Raw genomic sequence first — 19,923 nt, 5'->3', positions numbered from 1 at the left:
GACCCCGGCCAATAACTTAGCATCAGGGGCCGTGGCGGCTTACCGCCGCGACGCCCCTACGATGTGATGCCATGAGGACCAAGGCCGAGCACACCGATGCCATCCGTCGCGACCGCCGCGTCGCGGTGGTCATCAACACGCGCTCGCGACGCGGCCGCAAGCACTACTTCGAGGTGCTCGACCAGATCCACGGCCTGGGGTTCGAGCCGCTGGCGGAATACTCGGTCGTCAACCCCAAACGGTTGCGCGCCCATCTGGACAAGGCCCTGGAGCTCAAGCCCGACCTGCTGATCGTGGGCGGCGGCGACGGCACGCTCTCCTCCGCGGTGCGCCACGTCGCGCACAAGGACGTGGCCCTCGGTGTGCTGCCGCTGGGCACCACCAACAACTTCGCGCGCAGCCTCGGGCTGCCCCTCGACCTGGCCGGAGCCATCCGCGTCTTCGCCGAGGGCAAGGTGGCCGACATCGACCTCGGCATGGCCGGCGACCGGCCGTTCGCCAACCTGGCCAGCTTCGGCGTCTCCGTCGAGGTCGCCGGCAAGGTCAAGCCGTGGCTCAAGCGGCTCATCGGCCGGCCCGCCTACCCGCTGACCGCGCTCACCATCCTGCCCGGCCACACGCCCTTCCGCGCCTTCATCACCGTGGACGGCAAGCGGCACGAACTGCTCACCCACCAGCTCAACATCGCCAACGGGCGCTTCCACGGCGGCTGGCAGGTGGCCAAGGACATCAGCATCGACAACGGGCTGCTGGTGGCCTACCAGCTCGGGTCCGGCAAGAAGGTGCGGCTGCTCGGCGAGACCCTCGCCCGCGCCACCACCGGCCGCTGGCGCAGCCTGGCCGGGGGGCCGTTCGTGACCGGGCGGGAGATGGTCCTGGAGACCGAGCCGCCCATGGCGGCCGACGTCGACGGCGAGGTGCGGCTGATGACGCCGCTCACGCTGCGCGTCGTGCCCAACGGGGTGCGGGTCATGGTGCCCGACTCCTTCGAGGACCGCTAGGGGCCGAGACGGTCGGTGAAGTAGGCGCGTTCCGCCTCGTTGCCGGTGAGGTCGAGGGCCTGGCGGTAGGCCGCGGCGGCCTCCTCGTCGCGGCCGAGCCGGCGCAGCAGTTCGCCCTTGACCGCGGGGAGGTACTGGTAGCCGTCCATCTGCGTCTCCAGGCGTTCCACCACCCGCAGCGCGGCCTCGGGGCCGTGGACCATGGCCAGGGCGACGGCGCGGTTGAGCTCGACCACCGGGGACGGCCACACCTCGTGGAGCCTGCCGTACCGCGCGCCGATCCGCCATAGTCAGCTGTCGACCAGCGGCCGGATCTCCACACCACCGTCCATGATCGGAAGCAGCTTGCCGACCTGGATCGCGTGGTCGAGGTCTCTCGCCTCGATCACGAAGATCCCGGCGAACGCCTCCTTCGTCTCCAGGAACGGCCCGTCGGTCACGACTCCCCCCTTCCTGATGGTGGTCGCGACGCTCGCCGGTTGCAGCGCCGTCTCGTCCACCACCCGCGCGCCCAGGGCCTTGATCCCCTCTTCCGCGGCGATGTTGGCCTCCATGACGTCGGCCGGGATCTCCTCGACGGGGATCTCACGCTCGTAAATCAAGATCGCGTACTTGGGCATCTGCCGATCCTCTCTCTCAGGCCTGTCACCTCTGACGACTCACCTATGACGACGAACGGCTCGGCGGAAATCGACACGCCTGTTCAGGGCGGGCCGGCAAAGAGCCGGTCAAGATACTCGTCCAGTACGGCCAGCGCCGTACTCGCGTCGGTCTGGCCGAGGAGGACGTGCGTGCCGAGGCCCTCGGCCAGCGCGAACAACCCGGCGGCGGCGCGCTCGGGGTCGAGGGTCGTGGGCGCGTCCCCGGTCTGCCTGGCCTGCCGCAGCAGCAGGACCAGCAGGTCGTTCAAGGCGGCGTAGCCGGTGCTCAGATGCTCGGCGAGTGCCGGGTTCACCAGGGCCCGGGCGGTGAACGCGGTGGCGATGCGGAGTTCGGCGAGGCGGCGCTCGTCGGTGGGGACGAGTTCGGCGAGGACGCGGCGCAGGACGGTGCGGGGGAGCTGGTCGCCGTCGCCGAGGCTCTGCCGTACGCGCTCGGAGCCTCGTTCGCTGATGTGGTCGAGGGCGAACAGCAGCATCTGGTCCTTGCTGCGGAAGTAGTGCTGGACGGAGCCGAGCGAGACGCCCGCCTCGGCGGCCACGTCGCGCAGGTTCACCGCGTCGAGCCCGCCCCGGTCGATGATCGCCAGCAGGGCTTCGGCGATCTGCCCGCGGCGTTCCTCGTGCCGGGCGCCGAGCCCCCGCGTCCGACCGCCTTCATCCCCCACGGCCGAAGTTTATCAGTACATCCGACTTGCTTTAGTGGCCGCGCGTAGGTCATTCTCATACAGACGTATTGATTTGAGGGTGATGGAGAAACCGATGATCCGATGGCGATGGACCCACGGGATGGCGCTGGCCGTCCTCGCGGCCGGCCTGGTCACAACCCCGGCAAGCCCGCAGGTCCGCACCGACCTCGGCTGGGTGAAGGGCACGCAGACCGCAGGCCACCGCCTCTACCAGGGCATCCCGTACGCCGCCGCCCTCACGGGCGAGCGGCGCTGGCGCTCGCCCGGCCCCGCCGCCCCATGGCCAGGCGTTCGAGACGCCACGGCCCCCGGACCCCGCTGCATCCAGCGCACCGCCTCGGCCGGCACGTCGGAGGATTGCCTGTACCTCAACGTGACCGTCCCCCGCACCCCGGGCGGGCGGAAACCGGTCATGGTGTGGCTGCACGGCGGCGGCTTCGTCGAGGGGGCGGGCAGCGACTTCGACGCCCGCCGCCTGGCCGCCACCGGCGACGTCATCGTGGTCACCGTCAACTACCGGCTGGGAGTCTTCGGGCTGTTCGCCCACCCGGGCCTGGCCGGTTCCGGCGGGTTCGCCCTGGAGGACCAGCAGGCCGCCCTGCGCTGGGTGCGCCGCAACGCCGCCGCGTTCGGCGGCGATCCCGGCAACGTCACGCTGTTCGGCGAGTCCGCCGGGGGCAAGAGCGTCTGCGCGCACCTCGCCTCACCGGGCGCGGCGGGCCTGTTCCAGCGGGCGATCATGCAGAGCGCGCCGTGCACGGGGACGGTCCCGGCCGGGACGATGTTCCCCGGCCTCCCGGCCTTCCGCCAGTGGCCGACGGTCGCCGAGCGGGAGGGCGACGGCGCCCGGCTCGCCGCCGAGGTGGGCTGCGCCGACCCGGCGACCGCGCTCGCCTGCCTGCGCCGGCTGCCCGCCGAGCGCCTGCTTCCGCTGCACGACCGCTTCATCACGCCCGCGGCCGGCAGCCCGGTCCTGCCGAAGGACCCCGAGCGGGCCATGGCCGAGGGTGCCTTCCACCGCGTCCCGGTGATCTCCGGGACCACCCGTGACGAGATGCGGTACATGGTCGCCCTCTTCTACGAACTGCCCGGCACGCCGATCACCGCGGCGACCTACACCCGGCTGCTGGAGGAGGCGTTCGGCGCGCGGGCCGGGGAGGTCGCCCGCAGGTACCCGCTCGACCGGTACGGCTCGCCCGGGCTGGCGTGGGCGAGCCTGACCACCGACGTGGTCTTCAGCTGCCCGACCCACGAGCGCAACGGGAGCCTCGCCAGGCGGGTGCGCACCTACGCCTACGAGTTCACCGGAGCCGACGTCACCACCGAGATCCCCGGATCGGACTTCCCGCTCGGCTCCGCGCACGGCGCGGAACTCGCCTACCTGTTCCCCGCCTCGGGACGCGACCCGCTGTCCACCCTCATGATCAAGTACTGGACGGCGTTCGCCCGCACGGGCGACCCCAACACGCCCGGCCTGCCGCGCTGGCCGGCCTTCGACCCCGACCGCCCCACCACCCAGGTCCTGGCCTCGCCGCCCGCGCGGACCGAGCCGGGCGACCTCGCCACCGCACACCAGTGCGGGTTCTGGTCCTAGACGATCGATTCCCTGGGGTGGAGAACCACCCATCGGCTAGCTCTCCGCGAAGGCGGTGTAGGCCGCGGTGAGCTCGGCCGTGAGGCCGTCCGGGGCCGGGTGGAGGCGCAGGAGCAGGCCGGGCGGGGGCGTGCCGCGGCGTTCGGGGCGGTGGACAGTGGCGCCGGAGGCGAAGAAGTCGCCCAGCCGCTCGGCGAACGGCACGTCCTCGACCAGATCGGGGTCAGACGGCGGACCGGGCACGGCGTCGAGTTCGCTGAGAAGCTGATCCCGGCCGCGGCCCCGCCAGGCCAGCACCAGGAACGGGTCCTCGTCGAACGACTCGGCCAGCAGGTACAGCACCGCCGACAGGTGCTTGCACGGCAGCCCCCAGTCGGGGCACGAGCACCGCATGTCCAGGTCGCGCGGGAACAGGTCCACGCCACGGGCCGCGAAGACCTCCTCGATCTCCTCCGGCATCTCCCCGGCCAGCAGCCGCGCCCGGTGCACCGCCTGGGCCGACATCGCCGCCTGCAGCTCGGCCCACCGCTGCTCGCCGTAGGCCTCGATCCCGACCTCCACCTCGTACGGCTCCCGCCGCGACCCCTGCACGCGGGCGGCGACCAGGCCGGGGGACAGGTCGAGGTGGAGCACCTGCCCGGCCCTGGCGTACGCGCGGCCGCGCGACAGGCGGCCCTTGTCGCAGACGCGCTCCAGGATGTCGATGAACCGCCGCGACCACCACGCCGACCCGATCGACCCCCGCCGCGACCGGGCCTTCAACCCGCCCTCGACCCGCACCGGCCGCCCCCAGCCACCCGGGCCGCCGGACGTCATGCCACGGCCTCGGCGGTCAGCCGGAAGACCTCGCGCAGCTCCTCCGTGGACAGCTCCGTCAGCCACTCCTCGCCCGCGCCGACCACCCGCTCGGCCAGCGCCTTCTTGCGCTCGATCATCGCGTCCACCCGCTCCTCCAGCGTCCCGGCGCAGATGAGCTTGCGCACCTGGACCGACCGCCGCTGCCCGATCCGGTAGGCGCGGTCGGTCGCCTGGTCCTCCACCGCCGGGTTCCACCACCGGTCGAGGTGGATGACGTGCGAGGCGGCGGTCAGGTTCAGCCCCACCCCGGCCGCCTTCAGCGACAGCAGGAACAACATCGGCTCCTCCTCCCGCTGGAACCGCTCCACCAGCCGGTCCCGCGTCCCCTTCGGCAGCCCGCCGTGCAGGAACAGCACCGGCCGGTCCAGCCGCTGTTCGAGGTACGGCTGGAGCAGCCCGCCGAACTCGGCGTACTGCGTGAACAGCAGCGCCTTCTCGCCCTCGGCCAGGATCTCCGCGCCCAGCTCCTCGACCCGCGCCAGCTTGCCCGACCTCCCGGCCAGCCGGGAGCCGTCCTTGAGCAGGTGCGCCGGATGGTTGCAGACCTGCTTGAGCTTGGCCATCGCGGCCAGCACCAGGCCACGCCGCTCGACGCCCTCGCTGTCGTCGATGCGGCCCATCATGTCGTCGAGCACCGCCCGGTAGAGCGTGGCCTGCTCGGGCGTGAGCGAGCACCACTCCTTGACCTCCAGCTTGTCCGGCAGGTCGGAGATGATGGACTTGTCGGTCTTGAGGCGCCGCAGGATGAACGGCCCCGTCGCCCGGCGCAACGCCCGCTCCGCGCCCTCGTCGCCACGTGCCTCGATCGGCTCCTGGTAACGCCGCCTGAACGCCTGCCTCGGCCCGAGCAGCCCCGGATTGCAGAACTCCATGATCGACCAGAGCTCGGCCAGGTGGTTCTCCACCGGGGTGCCGGTCAGCGCCAGCCGCGTGTCGGCCCCGATGGTACGCAGGGCCCTGGCCTGGAGCGTGCCGCTGTTCTTGATCGCCTGCGCCTCGTCGCACACCACGCGCCGCCAGCCGACCTCGCGCAGCGTCTCGACGTCTCGCTGGGCCGTGCCGTACGTCGTGACCACCAGATCGGCCCCCGCGATCCGCGCCGGGTCGCGGCCCGGGCCGTGGTGCACGTACACGCGCAGGTCCGGGGCGAACCGCGCCGCCTCGCGCTCCCAGTTGCCCAGCAGGGACATCGGGCACACCAGCAGCGTCGGCCGCTCCGCCCGCTCGTGCACGAGCAGCGCGAGGGTCTGCACCGTCTTGCCCAGCCCCATCGAGTCGGCCAGCACACCGCCCAGCCCGAGCTCGGACAGGAAGCTCAGCCAGGCCAGGCCCCGCTCCTGGAAGGGCCGTAGCGTCGCCTTGAGGCCCTCGGGGGCGGGCACCGGGGCCAGGCGGCGTTCGGCCTGCCCGGACAGCAGGTCGCCCAGCGCGCCGTCCGCGTCCACCTCCAGCAGCGGCAGCTCGCCCTCCTCGCCGCCCACCACCTGGCGCAGGATCTCGCCCGCGCTCAGCTCGCCCTCGCGCCGCCCGGCCACCGCGCGCAGGGCCGCCTGGAGCTGGCGATCGTCTAGCTCGACCCAGGAGCCGCGCACCCGCACCAGGGGGACCTTGAGCCGGGCCAGTTCGGCCAGCTCCGCCTCGTCGATCGGCCGGCCGTCCACGGCCAGGTCGACCCGGAAGTCCACCAGCTCGGCCAGCCCGAACCCCTGCGCCGTCGCCGCGCTCTGCCGGCTCCTGGACCGGGTGGTCAACTTCAGGCCCAGCTTGGACTTGCCCGCCCACCTGGGCAGATGGACCCCGAACCCGGCCGCCTGGAGGAGCGGGGCCGCCTGCCGGAGGAAGGCGAACGCGCCGGCCGTGTCGAGCTCCAGCTCGTACGGCTCGGCGGTCCGTAGGGCGGGGTCTAGGCCCGGGTAGAGCCGTACCGCCCGTCCGAGGCCGGCCAGCAGTTCGTGGCCTGGCCGTCCCGCAAGCCCCGGCACCGCTTCACCGGCCCAGATCCGCTCGGCGGGGATCTGGAGGCTGGGGTCGTCGGCCGGCTGCAGGGCGAACTCCACCCGCCACACGTCGCCTCGGCTGGGAGGGGGTGGGGTGGGCACGGTGGCGGGCTCGGCGATGCCCAGTGGCTCGGTAAGGGATCGGGGCCGCGTGATGTCCGATGGGTCGGCGGGGTCGGCGGGGTCGCCGGCCGGCTCGGCGATGCTCGGCGGCTCGCTGGGAGTGGCGGAGGGCTCGGTAATGGCCGTGGGCTCGGTGGCCTCCCGGGAGTCGGTGGCCTCGGGGGTTTCCGTGGTGGGTGGGGGTTCGATCAGGCGGAAGCAGAGGCGGGCGCCGCCCTCCGTGCTGGCCGTCCGGTGCCAGCGGTCGAGGTCGTGGCGGAGCTCGGGCAGGTCGACGCAGCGGGCGTCCGGGCCGGTCAGGGCGGACAGCCAGCGGTCGCGCAGTGTGCGGGCGCGGGGGACGAGGGGCGTGGTGAGGGCGCGGCGGGCGGCGGCGTCGGTGAGCTGGGCGAGCGCGTGGTTCAGGACCGTTGCGGAGGGGCGTTCCCCGGCTCCGGTACGGCAGGCGGGTGGCATGGCGAGGGCCAGTTCGCGCAGGTGGGCGGCGTCCGCGCCGGTCACCACCGGACGCCACCTCGCCTCGGCGTTCGGTTCTGGGACCGTCCACATGTCGCCCGGCTCGGCCGTGGGGTCGTCGGCGACCAGGGCTGGGACCACCCGGCCCCGCCGTACGAGATCGATGGCGAAGGCGGCCACCGCCGCGCAGTGCCGGAGCGTGGCGGTGAACCCGCCGGAACCCTCGGCGGGGTGGCCGGGGGTGCCGTCCAGGTGGAGAAGTTGGAGGGCGTCGGCGGGCTGGAGGAGCAGCGCGGGGACCGACCAGGTGCGCAGGCGCAGGCGCGTGGTCGAGACGGCGCGACCGGACTCAGGGGAGACCAGGCTGGACTCGGGGGAGGCCAGACTGGACTCGGGGGAGGCCAGGCTGGACTCGGGGGAGGCGAGGCCGGGCTCGGGGGAGGTGAGGCCGAGCTCCGGGGAAGCGTGGCCGGCTTCGGGGGACGACAGAGGCTCGTGGGAGGAGCCGGGGAGGAGGAGCCGAAGCTCAAGCTCGACGACCGGCTCCACGACCTTGTCCAGCACGCCCGCCAGCCACGCCCGCAACTCGCCCACACCCGCCGCGAAGGGGTGCCCCACGACCGAGGCCCCCGAGGCTTCAGCAGTCTCCGGATCGGGCGCGGCTCCCCGCGAACCAGGGGAGCCCCCGGTGGCGGCGGAGGTGGCGGCGGAGGGTTCGGCAGGTAGAGGTCGCGCGGGCTCGAGGGGAGAGGGGGAGTGACGGGGGCGGTGGCCCGTGGAAGTGGTGGCTGGGCTGGAAGAAGCCGTGGAGGTAGGGGTGGAGGGGTGCTCGGCCCAGAGGGCGAGCCCCTCGTGTTCCCAGATCCCGTGGACGACCAGCACCCGGGCAGGTTACCCGCACCCGCCGACAGACCCGGACCGTTCGGAGGAGGCCGGATCGCGGGGAGGGGGCGTAGATTGGGTGGTATGAACCGTCCAGGAGACTGGTGCGAACGGCCGGGGCCGCAGGCGCCGTCCTGCGAGCTCCCCTCGCCGTTCAAGGCGCCGAAGAAGCCGGATGAGTGGTGCGGGGTTCAGGAGTCGCCGGTGACGAAGGTGGTCGACTTCCTCCTCCGGGTCGCCCGCCGTTAAGGCAATCCTGACCTTCGCTTGCCGTACCCCCGCGTCCCCGCCGGGAAGGAACTAATGGGGACGAAGGGGGTATTGGCATGCCTGAAGAGGAAGAGCGGACGGCGGGGTTCGTCGGGGCGCATGAGCAGGTCCTGGGAGCGCCGACCGACTGGCTGTCGTTGAACACCGCGCCCGCCAGACCGGGGGCGGAGGCGAACGCGGTGGCGGCGAAGGCCGGGCGGGCTGAGGTGTTCGTGCCGGCGGACCTGCGCACGGGGGAGATCCTCGACGTCAGCCCGGCCCGCGAGCAGCGAGCAGAGCGGCGAGCGGAGCGGCGCGAGGCCGACGAGCGCGACCCGCGGCAGGGCGTGGAGGACGCGGTGGAGGCGGACCTCGACGGCAGGTGAAGAAGCCGGCAGGTGAGGAAGCCGGCGGGTGAGGAAGCCCGGCGGCGGGTGAAGGACGCCCAACGGCAGGCTCAACGGCAGGTGGGAGCTCGACGGCAGGTGAAACAGGCCGCCGTGAGTGAGGGGCCCCCGGCGGGGTAGGCGGGGTGCGTGAACGACAAGTCCAAGTCCACCTCCGAACTGATCGGCGAGCTGTCGGAGCACCTGACCACGCTGGTGCGTCAGGAGCTGACGCTGGCCAGGCTCGAACTGGCCCGCAAGGGGCGCAGGGCCGGGTTCGGCGCGGGGCTGCTGGGCGCGGCCGGGATGACCGCGTTCCTCGGCGGGGCCACGCTGGTGGCCACCGTGGTGTTGCTCCTCGCGCTGGTGCTGCCCGCCTGGGCCGCGACCGCCATCGTGGCGGCGGTGCTGCTGGCGGTCGCCGCGGTGCTCGGCCTGGCCGGGCGCGCGCAGGTCGCCAAGGCGACGCCGCCGGTGCCGGAGGAGACGATCGCGAGTGTCAAGGCCGATCTCGACGAGGTGAAGGGGAGGGCTCGACGATGACCGAGTCCAGCGGGGGCGAAGGCCCCCGGGTGCACGCGGGTGACATGGGTGCGCACCGGGCGACGGTGGGGGAGCCGACCGACGAGCTGTCGGTGAACGTGCCCCCGACCAAGCCGGAGGCGCTGGAGAACGCACGGGCCGCCGAGCGGGCCCGCGAACCGGAGGAGGTCTTCGTGGCCGAGCCGCCGGTGCCCGACGACCGGGTGGGCGAGCAGGACACCGGCGAGTATCGGAGCGCACGCATGGACGAGCAGGGCAGAGCCAAGTCCCATGAGCACGACGCCGAGACGATGATCGTCTCGCATGCGCCCGGCGGCGGGAGCACGCGGCACGCGGGCACCCGCGCCGACCACCACCGGGCCGGCGACACCACGGAGGCCGACGAGGCCCGGGTGCGCACCGAGATCGTGGAGACACGCGAGCGCGTGGGCGAGACCGTCGAGGCGCTGACCGCCAAGACCGACGTCAAGGCCCGCCTCAAGGAGGCCGCGCCGGCCAACCTGCACGAGGCGGCCGAAGAGGTGAAGAAGCGGCCGAAGCTGCTGGTGGCCGCCGCCGGGGTGGTCGCCGCGCTGGTGATCCGCAAGCTGCTGAGGAGAGGCCGGAAGTAGACCCATGCCCCCTCCCCCCGAGCGGCCCTCCCACCTGCCTCGCCGTGCCTGGTGGGGCGTGATCAAGCGCACCCTGAAGGAGATGGCCAACGACCGGATCCAGGACTGGGCCGCCGCGCTCACCTACTACGGCGTGCTGTCCATCTTCCCGGCCCTGATCGTCCTGGTGTCGTTACTGGGCCTGCTGGGCCGCGACGACGCCTCCGCGCTGGTGCGGAGCGTCGCCGTGCTGACCCCGGCCGAGGTGCGCGACCTGCTGGTCGGCGGCGTCGAGGGCGTGGCCAAGAGCGGCCGTACGGCCGGCGTCTTCGCCCTCGTCGGCCTGGGCGTGGCGCTCTGGTCGGCCTCCGGGTACATCGCCGCCTTCGTCCGGGCGTGCAACGCCATCTACGACATCGAGGAAGGCCGGCCGATCTGGAAGCTGACCCCGTTGCGGCTCGGCCTGACGCTCCTGGTCATGGTGCTGCTGGCGGCCGGGGCGATCGCGGTCACGCTGACCGGGCAGCTCGCCGACCTGGCGGGTCAGGCGCTGGGCCTTCGTGAGGCGTTCGTGGCGACCTGGGACATCGTGAAGTGGCCGGTCCTGGCGTTGATCGCGGCCGGGTTGATCATGGTGTTGTACTGGGCCGCGCCGAACGTCCGCCAGCCGTCCGTGCGCTGGATCACGCCGGGCGGCATCCTCGCGGTGCTGCTGTGGGTGCTGGTCTCGGCCGGGTTCGCGCTGTACGTGGCCAACTTCAGCTCCTACAACGCCACCTACGGCACACTGGCCACGGTCGCGGTCTTCCTGGTGTGGCTGTGGCTGTCCAACCTGGTGCTGCTGTTCGGCGCGGAGCTCGACGCCGAGCTGATGCGGGCCCGCAACATCGCGATGGGCCGGCCGGTGAACAGCGAGCCGTACGCGGTCCCGCGTGATCCGCCCAAGCCCGATACGCTGCCGGAGTGATCCGTCTTCTGCTCGCCGCGCTGCTGCTGGTGGCCGGGTGTGGCGCCGGTTCGGCCGTCAGCCACTACGGCCAGGTCACCGCGGGCGCCAAGGGCGCCACCACCAAGGTCGAGGTCGGCAAGGGGCAGCGGTTCGCGCTCGCCGTGCCGGACAACCCCGGGGTGGGCGACTCGTGGGAACTGGTGGAGCTGCCCGACGTCAAGGTGGCCGCCTACATCAGTCACGAGCGCGAGGCGGCCGGCGAGCGGCCGGGCGCGGGCGGCACGAGCTACTTCGTGTTCAACGCCAAGCGCCCGGGCACGGCGCGGATCCGGCTGTTCGACTGCTGGCGCTGCACCGACCGGAAGAACCCGACGCCCGAGTCGGGCGAGGCGATCTTCGACGTCACTGTTCGCTGACCGATCAATGTTCTAGTGTCGGTTCCGTGATGGACTTCGAACTGGACGAGGATCAGCAGCTCTTCCGCCGGACGCTGCGCGAGTTCGTGGACAAGGAGATCGTCCCGGTCGCCTCCGAGTGGGAGCGGTCCGGGCGCTACCCGGCCGAGATCGTCGAGCGCTTCAAGGAACTGGGCCTGTTCGGGATGACCGTCCCGGCCGAGTACGGCGGTCTCGACCTCGACCGGGTCTCCTTCGCCCTGGTCTTCGAGGAGATCGCCCGCGGCTGGATGGGCGTGGCGGGCGTCCTCGGCTCCCACTCGCTGGCCGCCTGGATGATCGCCACCCACGGTACGGCCGAGCAGAAGGAGCGCTACCTGCCCGACCTGGCCACCGGCGCCCGCCGCACCGGCATCGCGCTCACCGAGCCGGCCGCCGGCACCGACCTGCAGGGCATCCAGACGCGTGCCGTACCGGACGGGGACCACTACGTGGTCAACGGCACCAAGACGTGGATCACCAACGCCCGGCACGCCGACCCGATGCCGGTGCTGGTGAAGACCTCGGCCGAGACCCCGGCGCACAAGGGCATGTCGATCCTGCTCGTCGAGGCCGGCACCCCGGGCTACGTGGTCAGCCGCGACCTGCCCAAGCTCGGCTACAAGGGCACCGAGACCTGCGAGATCTCGCTCCAGGACGTGCGGGTGCCGCGCTCGCAGCTGCTCGGCGGCGTCGAGGGCCGCGGCATGCAGCAGGCACTGTCCGCGCTGGAACTGGGCCGGGTCAACATCGCCGCCCGGGCCGTCGGGGTCGCCCAGTGCGCCTTCGACGCCGCCCTGGCCTACGCCCGCGAGCGGCACGCCTTCGGCCGGCCCATCGGCGACTTCCAGGCGATCCAGCTCAAGCTGGCCGACATGGCGACCGAGATCCAGGCGGCCCGGCTGATGACCTACTGGGCGGCCCAGCGCAGCTCGAAGGGCGCGGTCAACGCCGAGGCGGCGATGGCCAAGTACTTCGCCTCGGAGGTGGCGCTCAAGACCACGATGGAGGCCATGCGGGTGCACGGCGGCTACGGCTACTCGCAGGAGTTCGTGGTCGAGCGGCTCTACCGGGACGCGCCGCTGATGGCGATCGGCGAGGGCACCAACGACGTCCAGCGGATGGTCATCGCGCGGGAGTTGCTGAAGGGAGCGGTTAAGGTCGGCTGGTGAGCTGTCTGTTCTGTGAGATCGTCGCGGGCGAGCGCCCGGCGTTCGTGGTGCGGTCGGACGAGGTCGCGGTGGCCTTCCTGGACGTGCGGCCGGTGTTCAAGGGCCACCTGCTGGTGGTGCCCCGGCCGCACGTCGAGACACTGACCGACCTCGACCCGGCGCGGGTCGGGCCGTTCTTCGAGCGGGTGCGGGAGCTGGCCGGCGCGGTCGAGCACGGACTGGAGGCGGCCGGCACCTTCGTCGCCATGAACAACCGGGTCAGCCAGAGCGTGCCGCACCTGCACGTCCACATCGTGCCGCGCAACCGCAAGGACGGCCTGCGCGGCTTCTTCTGGCCGCGCACCAAGTACGACTCCGACGCCGAGGCCGAGTCCTACGCCGAGCGCATCCGCCAGGGCGGCTGAGTGGAGCCCGTCGTCGTCGCCCTGCTGCTCGCCCTGCTCATCGGCGTCCCGGGGCTGGTGCTGTGGCGGGTGCTGCGCGGCCGGCGCGAGCTGGGGGCCGGGCCGGGCGAGCGCGCCACCTTCGAGACGCTGCACACCGCCTCGCTGGCCGCGCCGCCGCTGCGGGCCGGGCTCACCCACGAGGGCGCGCTCAAGGCCTCCCGCCACCTGCGCGAGCTGCTCGGCTCCCCGGCGGTCGCGCTCACCGACCGGGAGCGGCTGCTGGTCTGGGACGGCGAGGGCGAGCACCACGCCGCCGAGGCCTTCGCGCACGCCGAGCAGACCCTGAAGGACGGCCGCATCCAGGTGCTGGCGCTCGACTGCGACCTGCTGGAGTGCCCGGTCCGGCACGTGGTCGTGGTGCCGCTCAGCACCGACGACCGGGTGGTCGGCACGCTGGCCGCCTACGGCCCGCACGCCTCGGCCGGGCTGGTGCGCGCCGCCGAGGAGGTGGCCCGCTGGGTCGACTCCCAGCTGGAGCTGGCCGAGCTCGACCGCTCCCGCACGCTGCTGATGGAGGCCGAGGTCCGGGCGCTGCGCGCGCAGATCTCCCCGCACTTCATCTACAACTCGCTGACCACCATCGCCAGCTTCGTCCGCACCGACCCCGAGCGGGCGCGCGAGCTGCTGCTGGAGTTCGCCGACTTCACCCGCTACAGCTTCCGCCGGCACGGCGACTTCACCACCCTGGCCGAGGAGCTGCGCTCGATCGACCGCTACCTGATCCTGGAACGCGCCCGGTTCGGCGACCAGCTCCAGGTCACGCTGCGCATCGCCCCCGAGGTGCTGCCGGTCGCGGTGCCCTTCCTGTGCCTGCAGCCGCTGGTGGAGAACGCCGTCCGGCACGGCCTGGAGAGCAAGAACGGCGTCGGCCGGATCACGATCATCGCCGAGGACGCCGGCGCCGAGTGCGGCATCAGCGTCGAGGACGACGGCATCGGCATGGATCCCGAGCGCCTGCGCCGCATCCTGGCCGGCGAGCCCGGCGAGGGGGTCGGCCTGGCCAACGTGGACGAGCGGCTGCGGCAGGTCTACGGCGACGAGTACGGCCTGGTCGTGGAGACCAACCGGGGCGCCGGCACCAAGGTCAGCGTGCGCCTGCCGAAGTACCACCCGGGTGTCTCCGCGCGCTGAGCTGTGACTCGGCCGTGACGGCCTTGACGTTTCCCGGCGGTTTCATCACTGTCATGGCAATGGCGAGCGGTCTGCGTGTCCTGGCGGTCGACGACGAGCTTCCCGCGCTGGAAGACCTGTCGTACCTGCTGCGTGCCGATCCGCGCATCGAGGAAGTGGTCACCGCCCGCGACGGCGCCGCCGCGTTGCGGCTGCTCGACCGGGCCATCGCCGAGGGCCGGCCGATCGAGGCGGTCTTCCTCGACATCCGGATGCGCGGGCTCGACGGCGTCGTGCTCGGCCGGCTGCTGGCGCAGTTCGCCAACCCGCCGCGGGTGGTGTTCGTGACCGCCTACGAGGAGCACGCCGTCGACGCCTTCGAGATCAAGGCCGAGGACTACCTGCTCAAGCCGGTGCGGCCGGAGCGGCTGCGCGAGGCGATCCGGCGGGTGTGCGTCTCGGCCGAGGTGCCCGCCGACCCGGCCGACGCCGACACCATCCCGGTCGAGCTCGGCGGGGTGGTGCGCTTCGTCTCCAGCGCCGACGTGCTCTACGTCGAGGCCCAGGGCGACTACGCCCGGCTGCACACCGCCGCCGGCAGCCACCTGGTGCGCATCCCGCTGGCCACGCTGGAGGAGCGCTGGGCCGCCTCCGGCTTCGTCCGCGTGCACCGCAGCCACCTGGTGGCCGTCAAGCACATCGAGGAGCTGCACCTCGACTCCGGCCGCTGCACCATCCGGGTGGGCGACACCGAGCTGCCGGTCAGCCGCCGCCACACCCGCGAGCTGCGCGACCTGCTGGTCAGGAGGGCTCGCCGATGAACCGGCCCGAGCACCGCCGGGTGAGCGTCACCAGCCCGCGCACCGCCGCCGCCCGCCGCCGCCGCTTCCCGGCCACCCGCGAGATCGACGAGCAGACCCGCGTCGGCGAGCTCTACATGCGCTCGCTGCTGCGCACCCAGTTCCGCCTGGCCATGTTCGTCTGCACGCTGCTGGCCTGCGTCGTCGGCGGCCTGCCGCTGCTGTTCCTGCTGCTGCCCGAGCTGCGGGAGCTGCGCCTGCTGGGCATCCCGCTGCCGTGGCTGCTGCTGGCCGGCCTCATCTACCCCGCGCTGGTCGGCGGGGCGTGGCTCTACGTACGGCAGGCCGAACGCAACGAGCGGCACTTCGCCGACCTGGTCGAGCGCCGGTGAACCTGGCCGCGGTCGTCATCGTGGCGCTGGCCGCGGTGCTCATCGGCGCCTTCGGCCTGCGCCTGTCCAGGACGACCTCCGACTTCTACGTCGCCTCCCGCACGGTCACCCCGCTCTGGAACGCCTCGGCGATCGGCGGCGAGTACCTGTCCGGCGCCTCCTTCCTGGGCATCGCCGGCCTGATCCTGACCCACGGCGCGGACATGTTGTGGCTCCCGGTGGGCTGGACCGGCGGCTACCTCGTGCTGCTGGTACTGGTCTCGGCCCCGCTGCGCCGCTCGGGCGCCTACACGCTGCCCGACTTCGCCGAGTCGCGCCTGGAGTCGATGGCCGTCCGGCGCACTGCCAGCGTGCTGGTGGTGCTGATCGGCTGGCTCTACCTGATGCCGCAGTTCCAGAGCGCCGGGCTGGTGCTGCAGACCATCACCGGCGCGCCGGTCTGGGTGGGCGGGCTGGTCGTGGCTCTGGTGGTGGCGGTCAACGTGCTGTCCGGCGGGATGCGCTCGATCACCTTCGTGCAGGCCTTCCAGTACTGGCTCAAGCTGACCGCGCTGGCGGTGCCGGTGCTGTTCCTGCTGCTGGCCTGGCGGCAGGACGGGGCGCCCGAGCTGCACGACCCGGCCTGGACGCAGCCGCTGACCGGGGACGGGGAGTACGGGCTGTACTCGACCTACTCGCTGATCCTGGCCACCTTCCTGGGCACGATGGGGCTGCCGCACGTGCTGGTGCGCTTCTACACCAATCCGGACGGGCGGGCGGCCCGCCGTACCACGCTGGTGGTGCTGAGCCTGCTGGGCGCCTTCTACCTGATGCCGGGGATCTACGGCTGGCTCGGCCGGCTGTACGCGCCGGGGCTGGAGCCGCCGGACACGGTCGTGCTGACGCTGCCCTCGCTGATGGTCGGCGGCACGGCCGGGGACCTGCTGACCGCGCTGGTCACCGGCGGGGCGTTCGCCGCGTTCCTGTCCACCTCCTCGGGGCTGACCGTCTCGGTGGCCGGGGTGATCGCCCAGGACCTGCTCAAGGGCGGCGTGCGGGCCTTCCGGGTGGCCACGTTGCTCGCGGTCGCGGTGCCGCTCGGGCTGGCGCTGCAGGCGCGGGCGCTGTCCATCGCGGACGTGGTCGGCCTGGCCTTCGCGGTGGCCGCCTCCAGCTTCTGCCCGCTGCTCGTGCTGGGCATCTGGTGGCGGCGGCTGACCTCGGCCGGGGCGCTGGCCGGGCTGTTCGTGGGCGGCGGGCTGGCCTGCGCCGCCGTACTGGCGCAGATCACCGGGGGACCGTACGGCGGGCTGGTGGGCGCGCTGGTCAGCCAGCCGGCCGCCTGGACGGTGCCGATCGCCTTCCTGGTCATGGTGGTCGTCTCGCTGCTGACCCCCGGGCGCATCCCGAAGGGCGTGGCGCGGACCATGGTGCGGCTGCACACGCCGGAGAACCTGGCGCTCGACCGGGGCGACTGGCGGCCCCGGGATTGAGCGCTGCTCACACTCTGTGGCCGCCCGCTGGTCGCGCAAATCCGACCATTTATCGCAACCCATGACCAACTAATCGTCTTTTGGGTGCGGCTCGGCGAAGAACGCGACTCCGCCCCTCCACGGAGGGTAGTTTGCGCTCTTACCTTGTGCGTGATCTGCATCACATAAAGCGGGAGGATTCGTGAAAACCCCGGAACACGACACGTCGGTCTATGAACGGGTCCAGGGAAGCGAGGAGTTCCAGGAGCTGAAGCGCCGCTTCCGTAGCTGGACCTTCCCGATGACGGTGGCCTTCCTGGTCTGGTACCTGCTCTACGTGGTGCTCTCCGGCTGGGCGCGCGACTTCATGGCGATCGACCTGCTCGGCGAGATCAACGTGGGCATCGTGCTCGGCCTGCTCCAGTTCGTCTCGACCTTCCTCATCGCCTGGGCCTACTCCCGGCACGCCGAGAAGAAGCTGGACCCGGTTGCCGACAAGATCCGCCACGAGGTCGAGGAGAAGGTCAAGTGAGCTCCCACACCCTGGCGGCGGTGCTGTTCCTGGCCTTCGTCGCCCTGACGCTGGTCATCACCTTCTGGGCCAGCCGCAACACCAAGACCGCCGCCGACTACTACGCCGGCGGGCGCTCCTTCAGCGGCTTCCAGAACGGCCTGGCCATCGGCGGCGACTACATGTCGGCCGCCTCCTTCCTGGGCATCGCCGGCATGATCGCGCTGTCCGGCTACGACGGCTTCCTGTACTCCATCGGCTTCCTGGTCGCCTGGCTGGTCGCGCTGCTGCTCGTCGCCGAGCTGATGCGCAACTCCGGCAAGTTCACCATGGCCGACGTGCTGGCCTTCCGGATGAGCCCCCGGCCGGTCCGCACCGCCGCGGGCGTGTCCACCATCACGGTCAGCATCTTCTACCTGGTCGCCCAGATGGTCGGCGCGGGCGCCCTGGTCGGCCTGCTGCTGGGCATCACCGACGCCACCCAGAAGATCTGGGTCATCATCGGCGTCGGCGTGCTGATGATCGTCTACGTGGTCTTCGGCGGCATGAAGGGCACCACCTGGGTCCAGATCGTCAAGGCCGTGCTGCTCATGGGCGGCGCCGGCCTGATCACCGTGCTGGTGCTGGCCAAGTACAACTTCAACCTGTCCACCCTGATCACCGAGGCCTCGGCGGCCACCGGCAAGGGCGACGCCTTCTCCGTGCCCGGCCTGAAGTACGGCACCGACGCCCAGGGCATCATGGGCAAGATCGACCTGATCAGCCTCGGCCTGGCCCTCGTCCTCGGCACGGCCGGCCTGCCGCACATCCTGATCCGCTTCTACACCGTGCCCACGGCCAAGGACGCCCGCAAGTCGGTGCTGTGGGGCATCGGCATCATCGGCGTCTTCTACCTGTTCACCCTGGTCCTGGGCTTCGGCGCGGCGGCCCTGGTGAAGATCCCGGCCTCCGACACCGGCGGCAACACCGCCGCCCCGTCACTGGCCGAGGCGATCGGCGGCGACTTCTTCGGCGAGGTCGGCGGCACCATCCTGCTCGCGCTGATCGGCGCGGTCGCCTTCGCCACCATCCTGGCGGTGGTCGCGGGGCTCACCCTCGCCTCCTCCTCCAGCTTCGCCCACGACCTGTACGCGCACGTCTTCAAGCGCGGCAACACCACCGAGCGCGAAGAGGTCATGGTCGCCCGGGTGTCGGCCTTCGTGATCGGCGCCGTCGCCATCGCCCTCGGCATCCTGGCGCAGGGCCAGAACGTCGCCTTCCTGGTGGCGCTCGCCTTCGCGGTGGCCGCCTCCGGCAACCTGCCCGCGATCCTGTACAGCCTGTTCTGGAAGCGGTTCAACACCGCGGGCGCGGTCTCGGCCATCTACGGCGGCCTGATCTCCTGCCTGATCATGGTGATCTTCTCGCCGGTCGTCTCCGGCTCCAAGACCGCCCTGTTCCCCGGCGCCGACTGGCACCTGTGGAACCTGTCCAACCCGGGCATCATCTCGATCCCGCTCGGCTTCTTCTTCGGCTGGCTCGGCACCCGGCTCAGCAAGGAGTACAACGCCGCCAAGTGGGCCGAGATGGAGGTGCGCTCGCTCACCGGCGTCGGCATGGAGAAGGCCACACCGCACTGATCAGCGGCTGCTGCGGCCCGGCCGGTTGTCCGGCCGGGCCGTACCCGTGCCGGGGCTCAGCGGGAGGCGCGGTCGAGCAGGTCGAGCTCGTCGTCGGCCAGCTCCAGCGTCGCGGCGGCCAGCAGCGGGCGGAGCTGCTCGACCGTACGGGCGCTGGCGATCGGCGCCACCACGGTGGGCTGGGCGGCCACCCAGGCCACCGCCACGCTCGCCGGCTCGACGCCGCGGCCGGCCGCGACCTTGGTCAGCGCCTCCAGCACCCGAGGCCCGCGCTCGGTCGAGAGGTACTCGGCAGCCTTCCCGGCCCGCGGGCTGTCCACCGCGACCCCGGGCGCGTACTTGCCGGTCAGGAACCCCCGGGCCAGCCCGAAGTACGGCACGCTGGCCAGCCCGGCGTCGGCCACCACGTCACGCAGCGCGCCCTCGTAGCCGCGCTCCACCAGGTTGTACTCCTGCTGCAACGCCACGTACGGCGTCAGCCCCTCGGTCCGTGCCGTCTCCAGCGCCTCGGCCAGCCGCTCCGCGCTGTAGTTGGAGGCCCCCAGGTGCCGGACCTTGCCCTCGCGCACCAGCTCGTCGAAGGCGCCCAGCGTCTCGGCGAGCGGGGTGTCCCGGTCGTCGCGGTGCGCCCAGTACAGGTCGAGGTAGTCGGTGCGCAGCCGGCGCAGCGACGCCTCCACCGCGGTCCTGATCGTGGCCGGGGCCAGGCCCTCGAGCCCGCCGAGCATGCCGACCTTGGTGGCCAGCACGATCGACTCGCGGTTGCCGCGCGAGGCCAGCCACTCGCCGATGATCAGCTCGGACGTGGACTCGCCGGTCGCCCAGGAGGGGTAGACGTCGGCGGTGTCGAGGAAGTTGCCCCCGGCGGCCACGTAGGCGTCGAGGATCTCGAAGGCCGTGTCCCGGTCGGCGGTCCAGCCGAAGACGTTGGTGCCGAGCGAGACGGGGAAGACCGACAGACCGGTGGCGGCGATGAGGTTCATGGCAGCACCCTATGCACCCGCATGGACCT

The 19,923-nt window shown here is 72.2% G+C and carries 22 protein-coding genes; 16 read left to right on the top strand and 6 right to left on the bottom strand.

Going from position 1 to position 19,923, the window contains the following annotated elements; genetic code table 11:
• The first annotated feature begins 71 nt into the window (after window positions 1–71).
• Window positions 72–1,001 (top strand): diacylglycerol kinase family protein, encoded by a 930-nt coding sequence (locus AB0I67_RS26700; protein WP_357928359.1) that lies wholly within the window; start codon window positions 72–74, stop codon window positions 999–1,001.
• On the opposite strand, the gene AB0I67_RS26695 is transcribed toward AB0I67_RS26700, so the two are convergent.
• From AB0I67_RS26695 to AB0I67_RS26685, 3 genes are all read right to left on the bottom strand, one after another.
• Window positions 998–1,252, bottom strand: a complete 255-nt coding sequence (locus AB0I67_RS26695) for a hypothetical protein (protein ID WP_357928356.1) — start codon at window positions 1,250–1,252, stop codon at window positions 998–1,000. The two genes, AB0I67_RS26700 and AB0I67_RS26695, sit on opposite strands and share 4 nt — an antisense overlap.
• Before the next feature lie 39 nt (window positions 1,253–1,291).
• The gene (locus tag AB0I67_RS26690) at window positions 1,292–1,621 is read right to left on the bottom strand and encodes a YciI family protein (RefSeq protein WP_357928353.1); all 330 of its coding nucleotides are present in this window, start codon (window positions 1,619–1,621) and stop codon (window positions 1,292–1,294) included.
• An 83-nt stretch (window positions 1,622–1,704) separates the two neighbouring features.
• Window positions 1,705–2,328, bottom strand: a complete 624-nt coding sequence (locus AB0I67_RS26685) for a TetR/AcrR family transcriptional regulator (protein ID WP_357928350.1) — start codon at window positions 2,326–2,328, stop codon at window positions 1,705–1,707.
• A gap of 94 nt (window positions 2,329–2,422) precedes the next feature.
• Here AB0I67_RS26685 and AB0I67_RS26680 point away from each other — a divergent pair, with 94 nt between their 5' ends.
• The gene (locus tag AB0I67_RS26680) at window positions 2,423–3,943 is read left to right on the top strand and encodes a carboxylesterase family protein (RefSeq protein ID WP_357928348.1); all 1,521 of its coding nucleotides are present in this window, start codon (window positions 2,423–2,425) and stop codon (window positions 3,941–3,943) included.
• Window positions 3,944–3,979: 36 nt separating this feature from the next.
• On the opposite strand, the gene AB0I67_RS26675 is transcribed toward AB0I67_RS26680, so the two are convergent.
• Both AB0I67_RS26675 and AB0I67_RS26670 read right to left on the bottom strand, forming a co-directional pair.
• A complete protein-coding gene (locus AB0I67_RS26675) occupies window positions 3,980–4,759 on the bottom strand; it encodes an SWIM zinc finger family protein (RefSeq protein WP_357928345.1) in 780 nt (259 codons plus the stop codon).
• Complete coding sequence (locus tag AB0I67_RS26670; protein WP_357928343.1) at window positions 4,756–7,995, bottom strand: SNF2-related protein; 3,240 nt, start codon at window positions 7,993–7,995, stop codon at window positions 4,756–4,758. The genes AB0I67_RS26675 and AB0I67_RS26670 overlap by 4 nt, the downstream gene beginning before the upstream one ends.
• A gap of 348 nt (window positions 7,996–8,343) precedes the next feature.
• Here AB0I67_RS26670 and AB0I67_RS26665 point away from each other — a divergent pair, with 348 nt between their 5' ends.
• From AB0I67_RS26665 to AB0I67_RS26600, 14 genes are all read left to right on the top strand, one after another.
• Window positions 8,344–8,508 (top strand): hypothetical protein, encoded by a 165-nt coding sequence (locus AB0I67_RS26665; protein ID WP_357928341.1) that lies wholly within the window; start codon window positions 8,344–8,346, stop codon window positions 8,506–8,508.
• A 77-nt stretch (window positions 8,509–8,585) separates the two neighbouring features.
• Window positions 8,586–8,894: a hypothetical protein gene (locus AB0I67_RS26660; protein ID WP_357928339.1), complete on the top strand. Its 309-nt coding sequence runs from the start codon at window positions 8,586–8,588 to the stop codon at window positions 8,892–8,894.
• A gap of 150 nt (window positions 8,895–9,044) precedes the next feature.
• Complete coding sequence (locus AB0I67_RS26655; RefSeq protein ID WP_357928336.1) at window positions 9,045–9,437, top strand: phage holin family protein; 393 nt, start codon at window positions 9,045–9,047, stop codon at window positions 9,435–9,437.
• On the top strand, window positions 9,434–10,048 hold the full coding sequence (locus AB0I67_RS26650) for a DUF3618 domain-containing protein (protein WP_357928333.1): 615 nt from the start codon (window positions 9,434–9,436) through the stop codon (window positions 10,046–10,048). Before AB0I67_RS26655 ends, AB0I67_RS26650 begins: the two co-directional genes overlap by 4 nt.
• Window positions 10,049–10,052: 4 nt before the next feature.
• On the top strand, window positions 10,053–10,994 hold the full coding sequence (locus tag AB0I67_RS26645) for a YihY/virulence factor BrkB family protein (RefSeq protein ID WP_357928330.1): 942 nt from the start codon (window positions 10,053–10,055) through the stop codon (window positions 10,992–10,994).
• A complete protein-coding gene (locus tag AB0I67_RS26640; protein WP_357928327.1) occupies window positions 10,991–11,392 on the top strand; it encodes a protease inhibitor I42 family protein in 402 nt (133 codons plus the stop codon). Before AB0I67_RS26645 ends, AB0I67_RS26640 begins: the two co-directional genes overlap by 4 nt.
• A gap of 29 nt (window positions 11,393–11,421) precedes the next feature.
• Window positions 11,422–12,582 (top strand): acyl-CoA dehydrogenase family protein, encoded by a 1,161-nt coding sequence (locus AB0I67_RS26635; protein WP_357928374.1) that lies wholly within the window; start codon window positions 11,422–11,424, stop codon window positions 12,580–12,582.
• Window positions 12,576–12,986 carry an HIT family protein gene (locus tag AB0I67_RS26630; protein WP_357928372.1) on the top strand — a complete coding sequence of 137 codons (411 nt, stop codon included), beginning with the start codon at window positions 12,576–12,578 and terminating at the stop codon, window positions 12,984–12,986. Before AB0I67_RS26635 ends, AB0I67_RS26630 begins: the two co-directional genes overlap by 7 nt.
• A complete protein-coding gene (locus AB0I67_RS26625; RefSeq protein WP_357928324.1) occupies window positions 12,987–14,159 on the top strand; it encodes a histidine kinase in 1,173 nt (390 codons plus the stop codon).
• A 53-nt stretch (window positions 14,160–14,212) separates the two neighbouring features.
• Window positions 14,213–14,959: a LytTR family DNA-binding domain-containing protein gene (locus AB0I67_RS26620; protein ID WP_357928321.1), complete on the top strand. Its 747-nt coding sequence runs from the start codon at window positions 14,213–14,215 to the stop codon at window positions 14,957–14,959.
• A complete protein-coding gene (locus AB0I67_RS26615) occupies window positions 14,956–15,330 on the top strand; it encodes a hypothetical protein (protein WP_357928319.1) in 375 nt (124 codons plus the stop codon). The genes AB0I67_RS26620 and AB0I67_RS26615 overlap by 4 nt, the downstream gene beginning before the upstream one ends.
• Entirely contained in the window at window positions 15,327–16,802 is a 1,476-nt protein-coding gene (locus AB0I67_RS26610; RefSeq protein ID WP_357928316.1) for a cation acetate symporter, read from the top strand. Before AB0I67_RS26615 ends, AB0I67_RS26610 begins: the two co-directional genes overlap by 4 nt.
• Window positions 16,803–16,983: 181 nt before the next feature.
• The gene (locus AB0I67_RS26605; protein ID WP_357928314.1) at window positions 16,984–17,313 is read left to right on the top strand and encodes a DUF485 domain-containing protein; all 330 of its coding nucleotides are present in this window, start codon (window positions 16,984–16,986) and stop codon (window positions 17,311–17,313) included.
• Window positions 17,310–18,911 carry a cation acetate symporter gene (locus AB0I67_RS26600; protein WP_357928311.1) on the top strand — a complete coding sequence of 534 codons (1,602 nt, stop codon included), beginning with the start codon at window positions 17,310–17,312 and terminating at the stop codon, window positions 18,909–18,911. Before AB0I67_RS26605 ends, AB0I67_RS26600 begins: the two co-directional genes overlap by 4 nt.
• A 56-nt stretch (window positions 18,912–18,967) precedes the next feature.
• Here the strand turns inward: AB0I67_RS26600 and AB0I67_RS26595 are convergent, their stop codons facing one another.
• Window positions 18,968–19,894 (bottom strand): aldo/keto reductase, encoded by a 927-nt coding sequence (locus AB0I67_RS26595; protein ID WP_357928308.1) that lies wholly within the window; start codon window positions 19,892–19,894, stop codon window positions 18,968–18,970.
• Window positions 19,895–19,923 lie beyond the last annotated feature (29 nt).

The organism is Nonomuraea sp. NPDC050310 (assembly GCF_040655795.1).
Classification (GTDB): Bacteria; Actinomycetota; Actinomycetes; order Streptosporangiales; family Streptosporangiaceae; genus Nonomuraea.
This window is presented reverse-complemented; position numbering and strand designations above follow the sequence as displayed.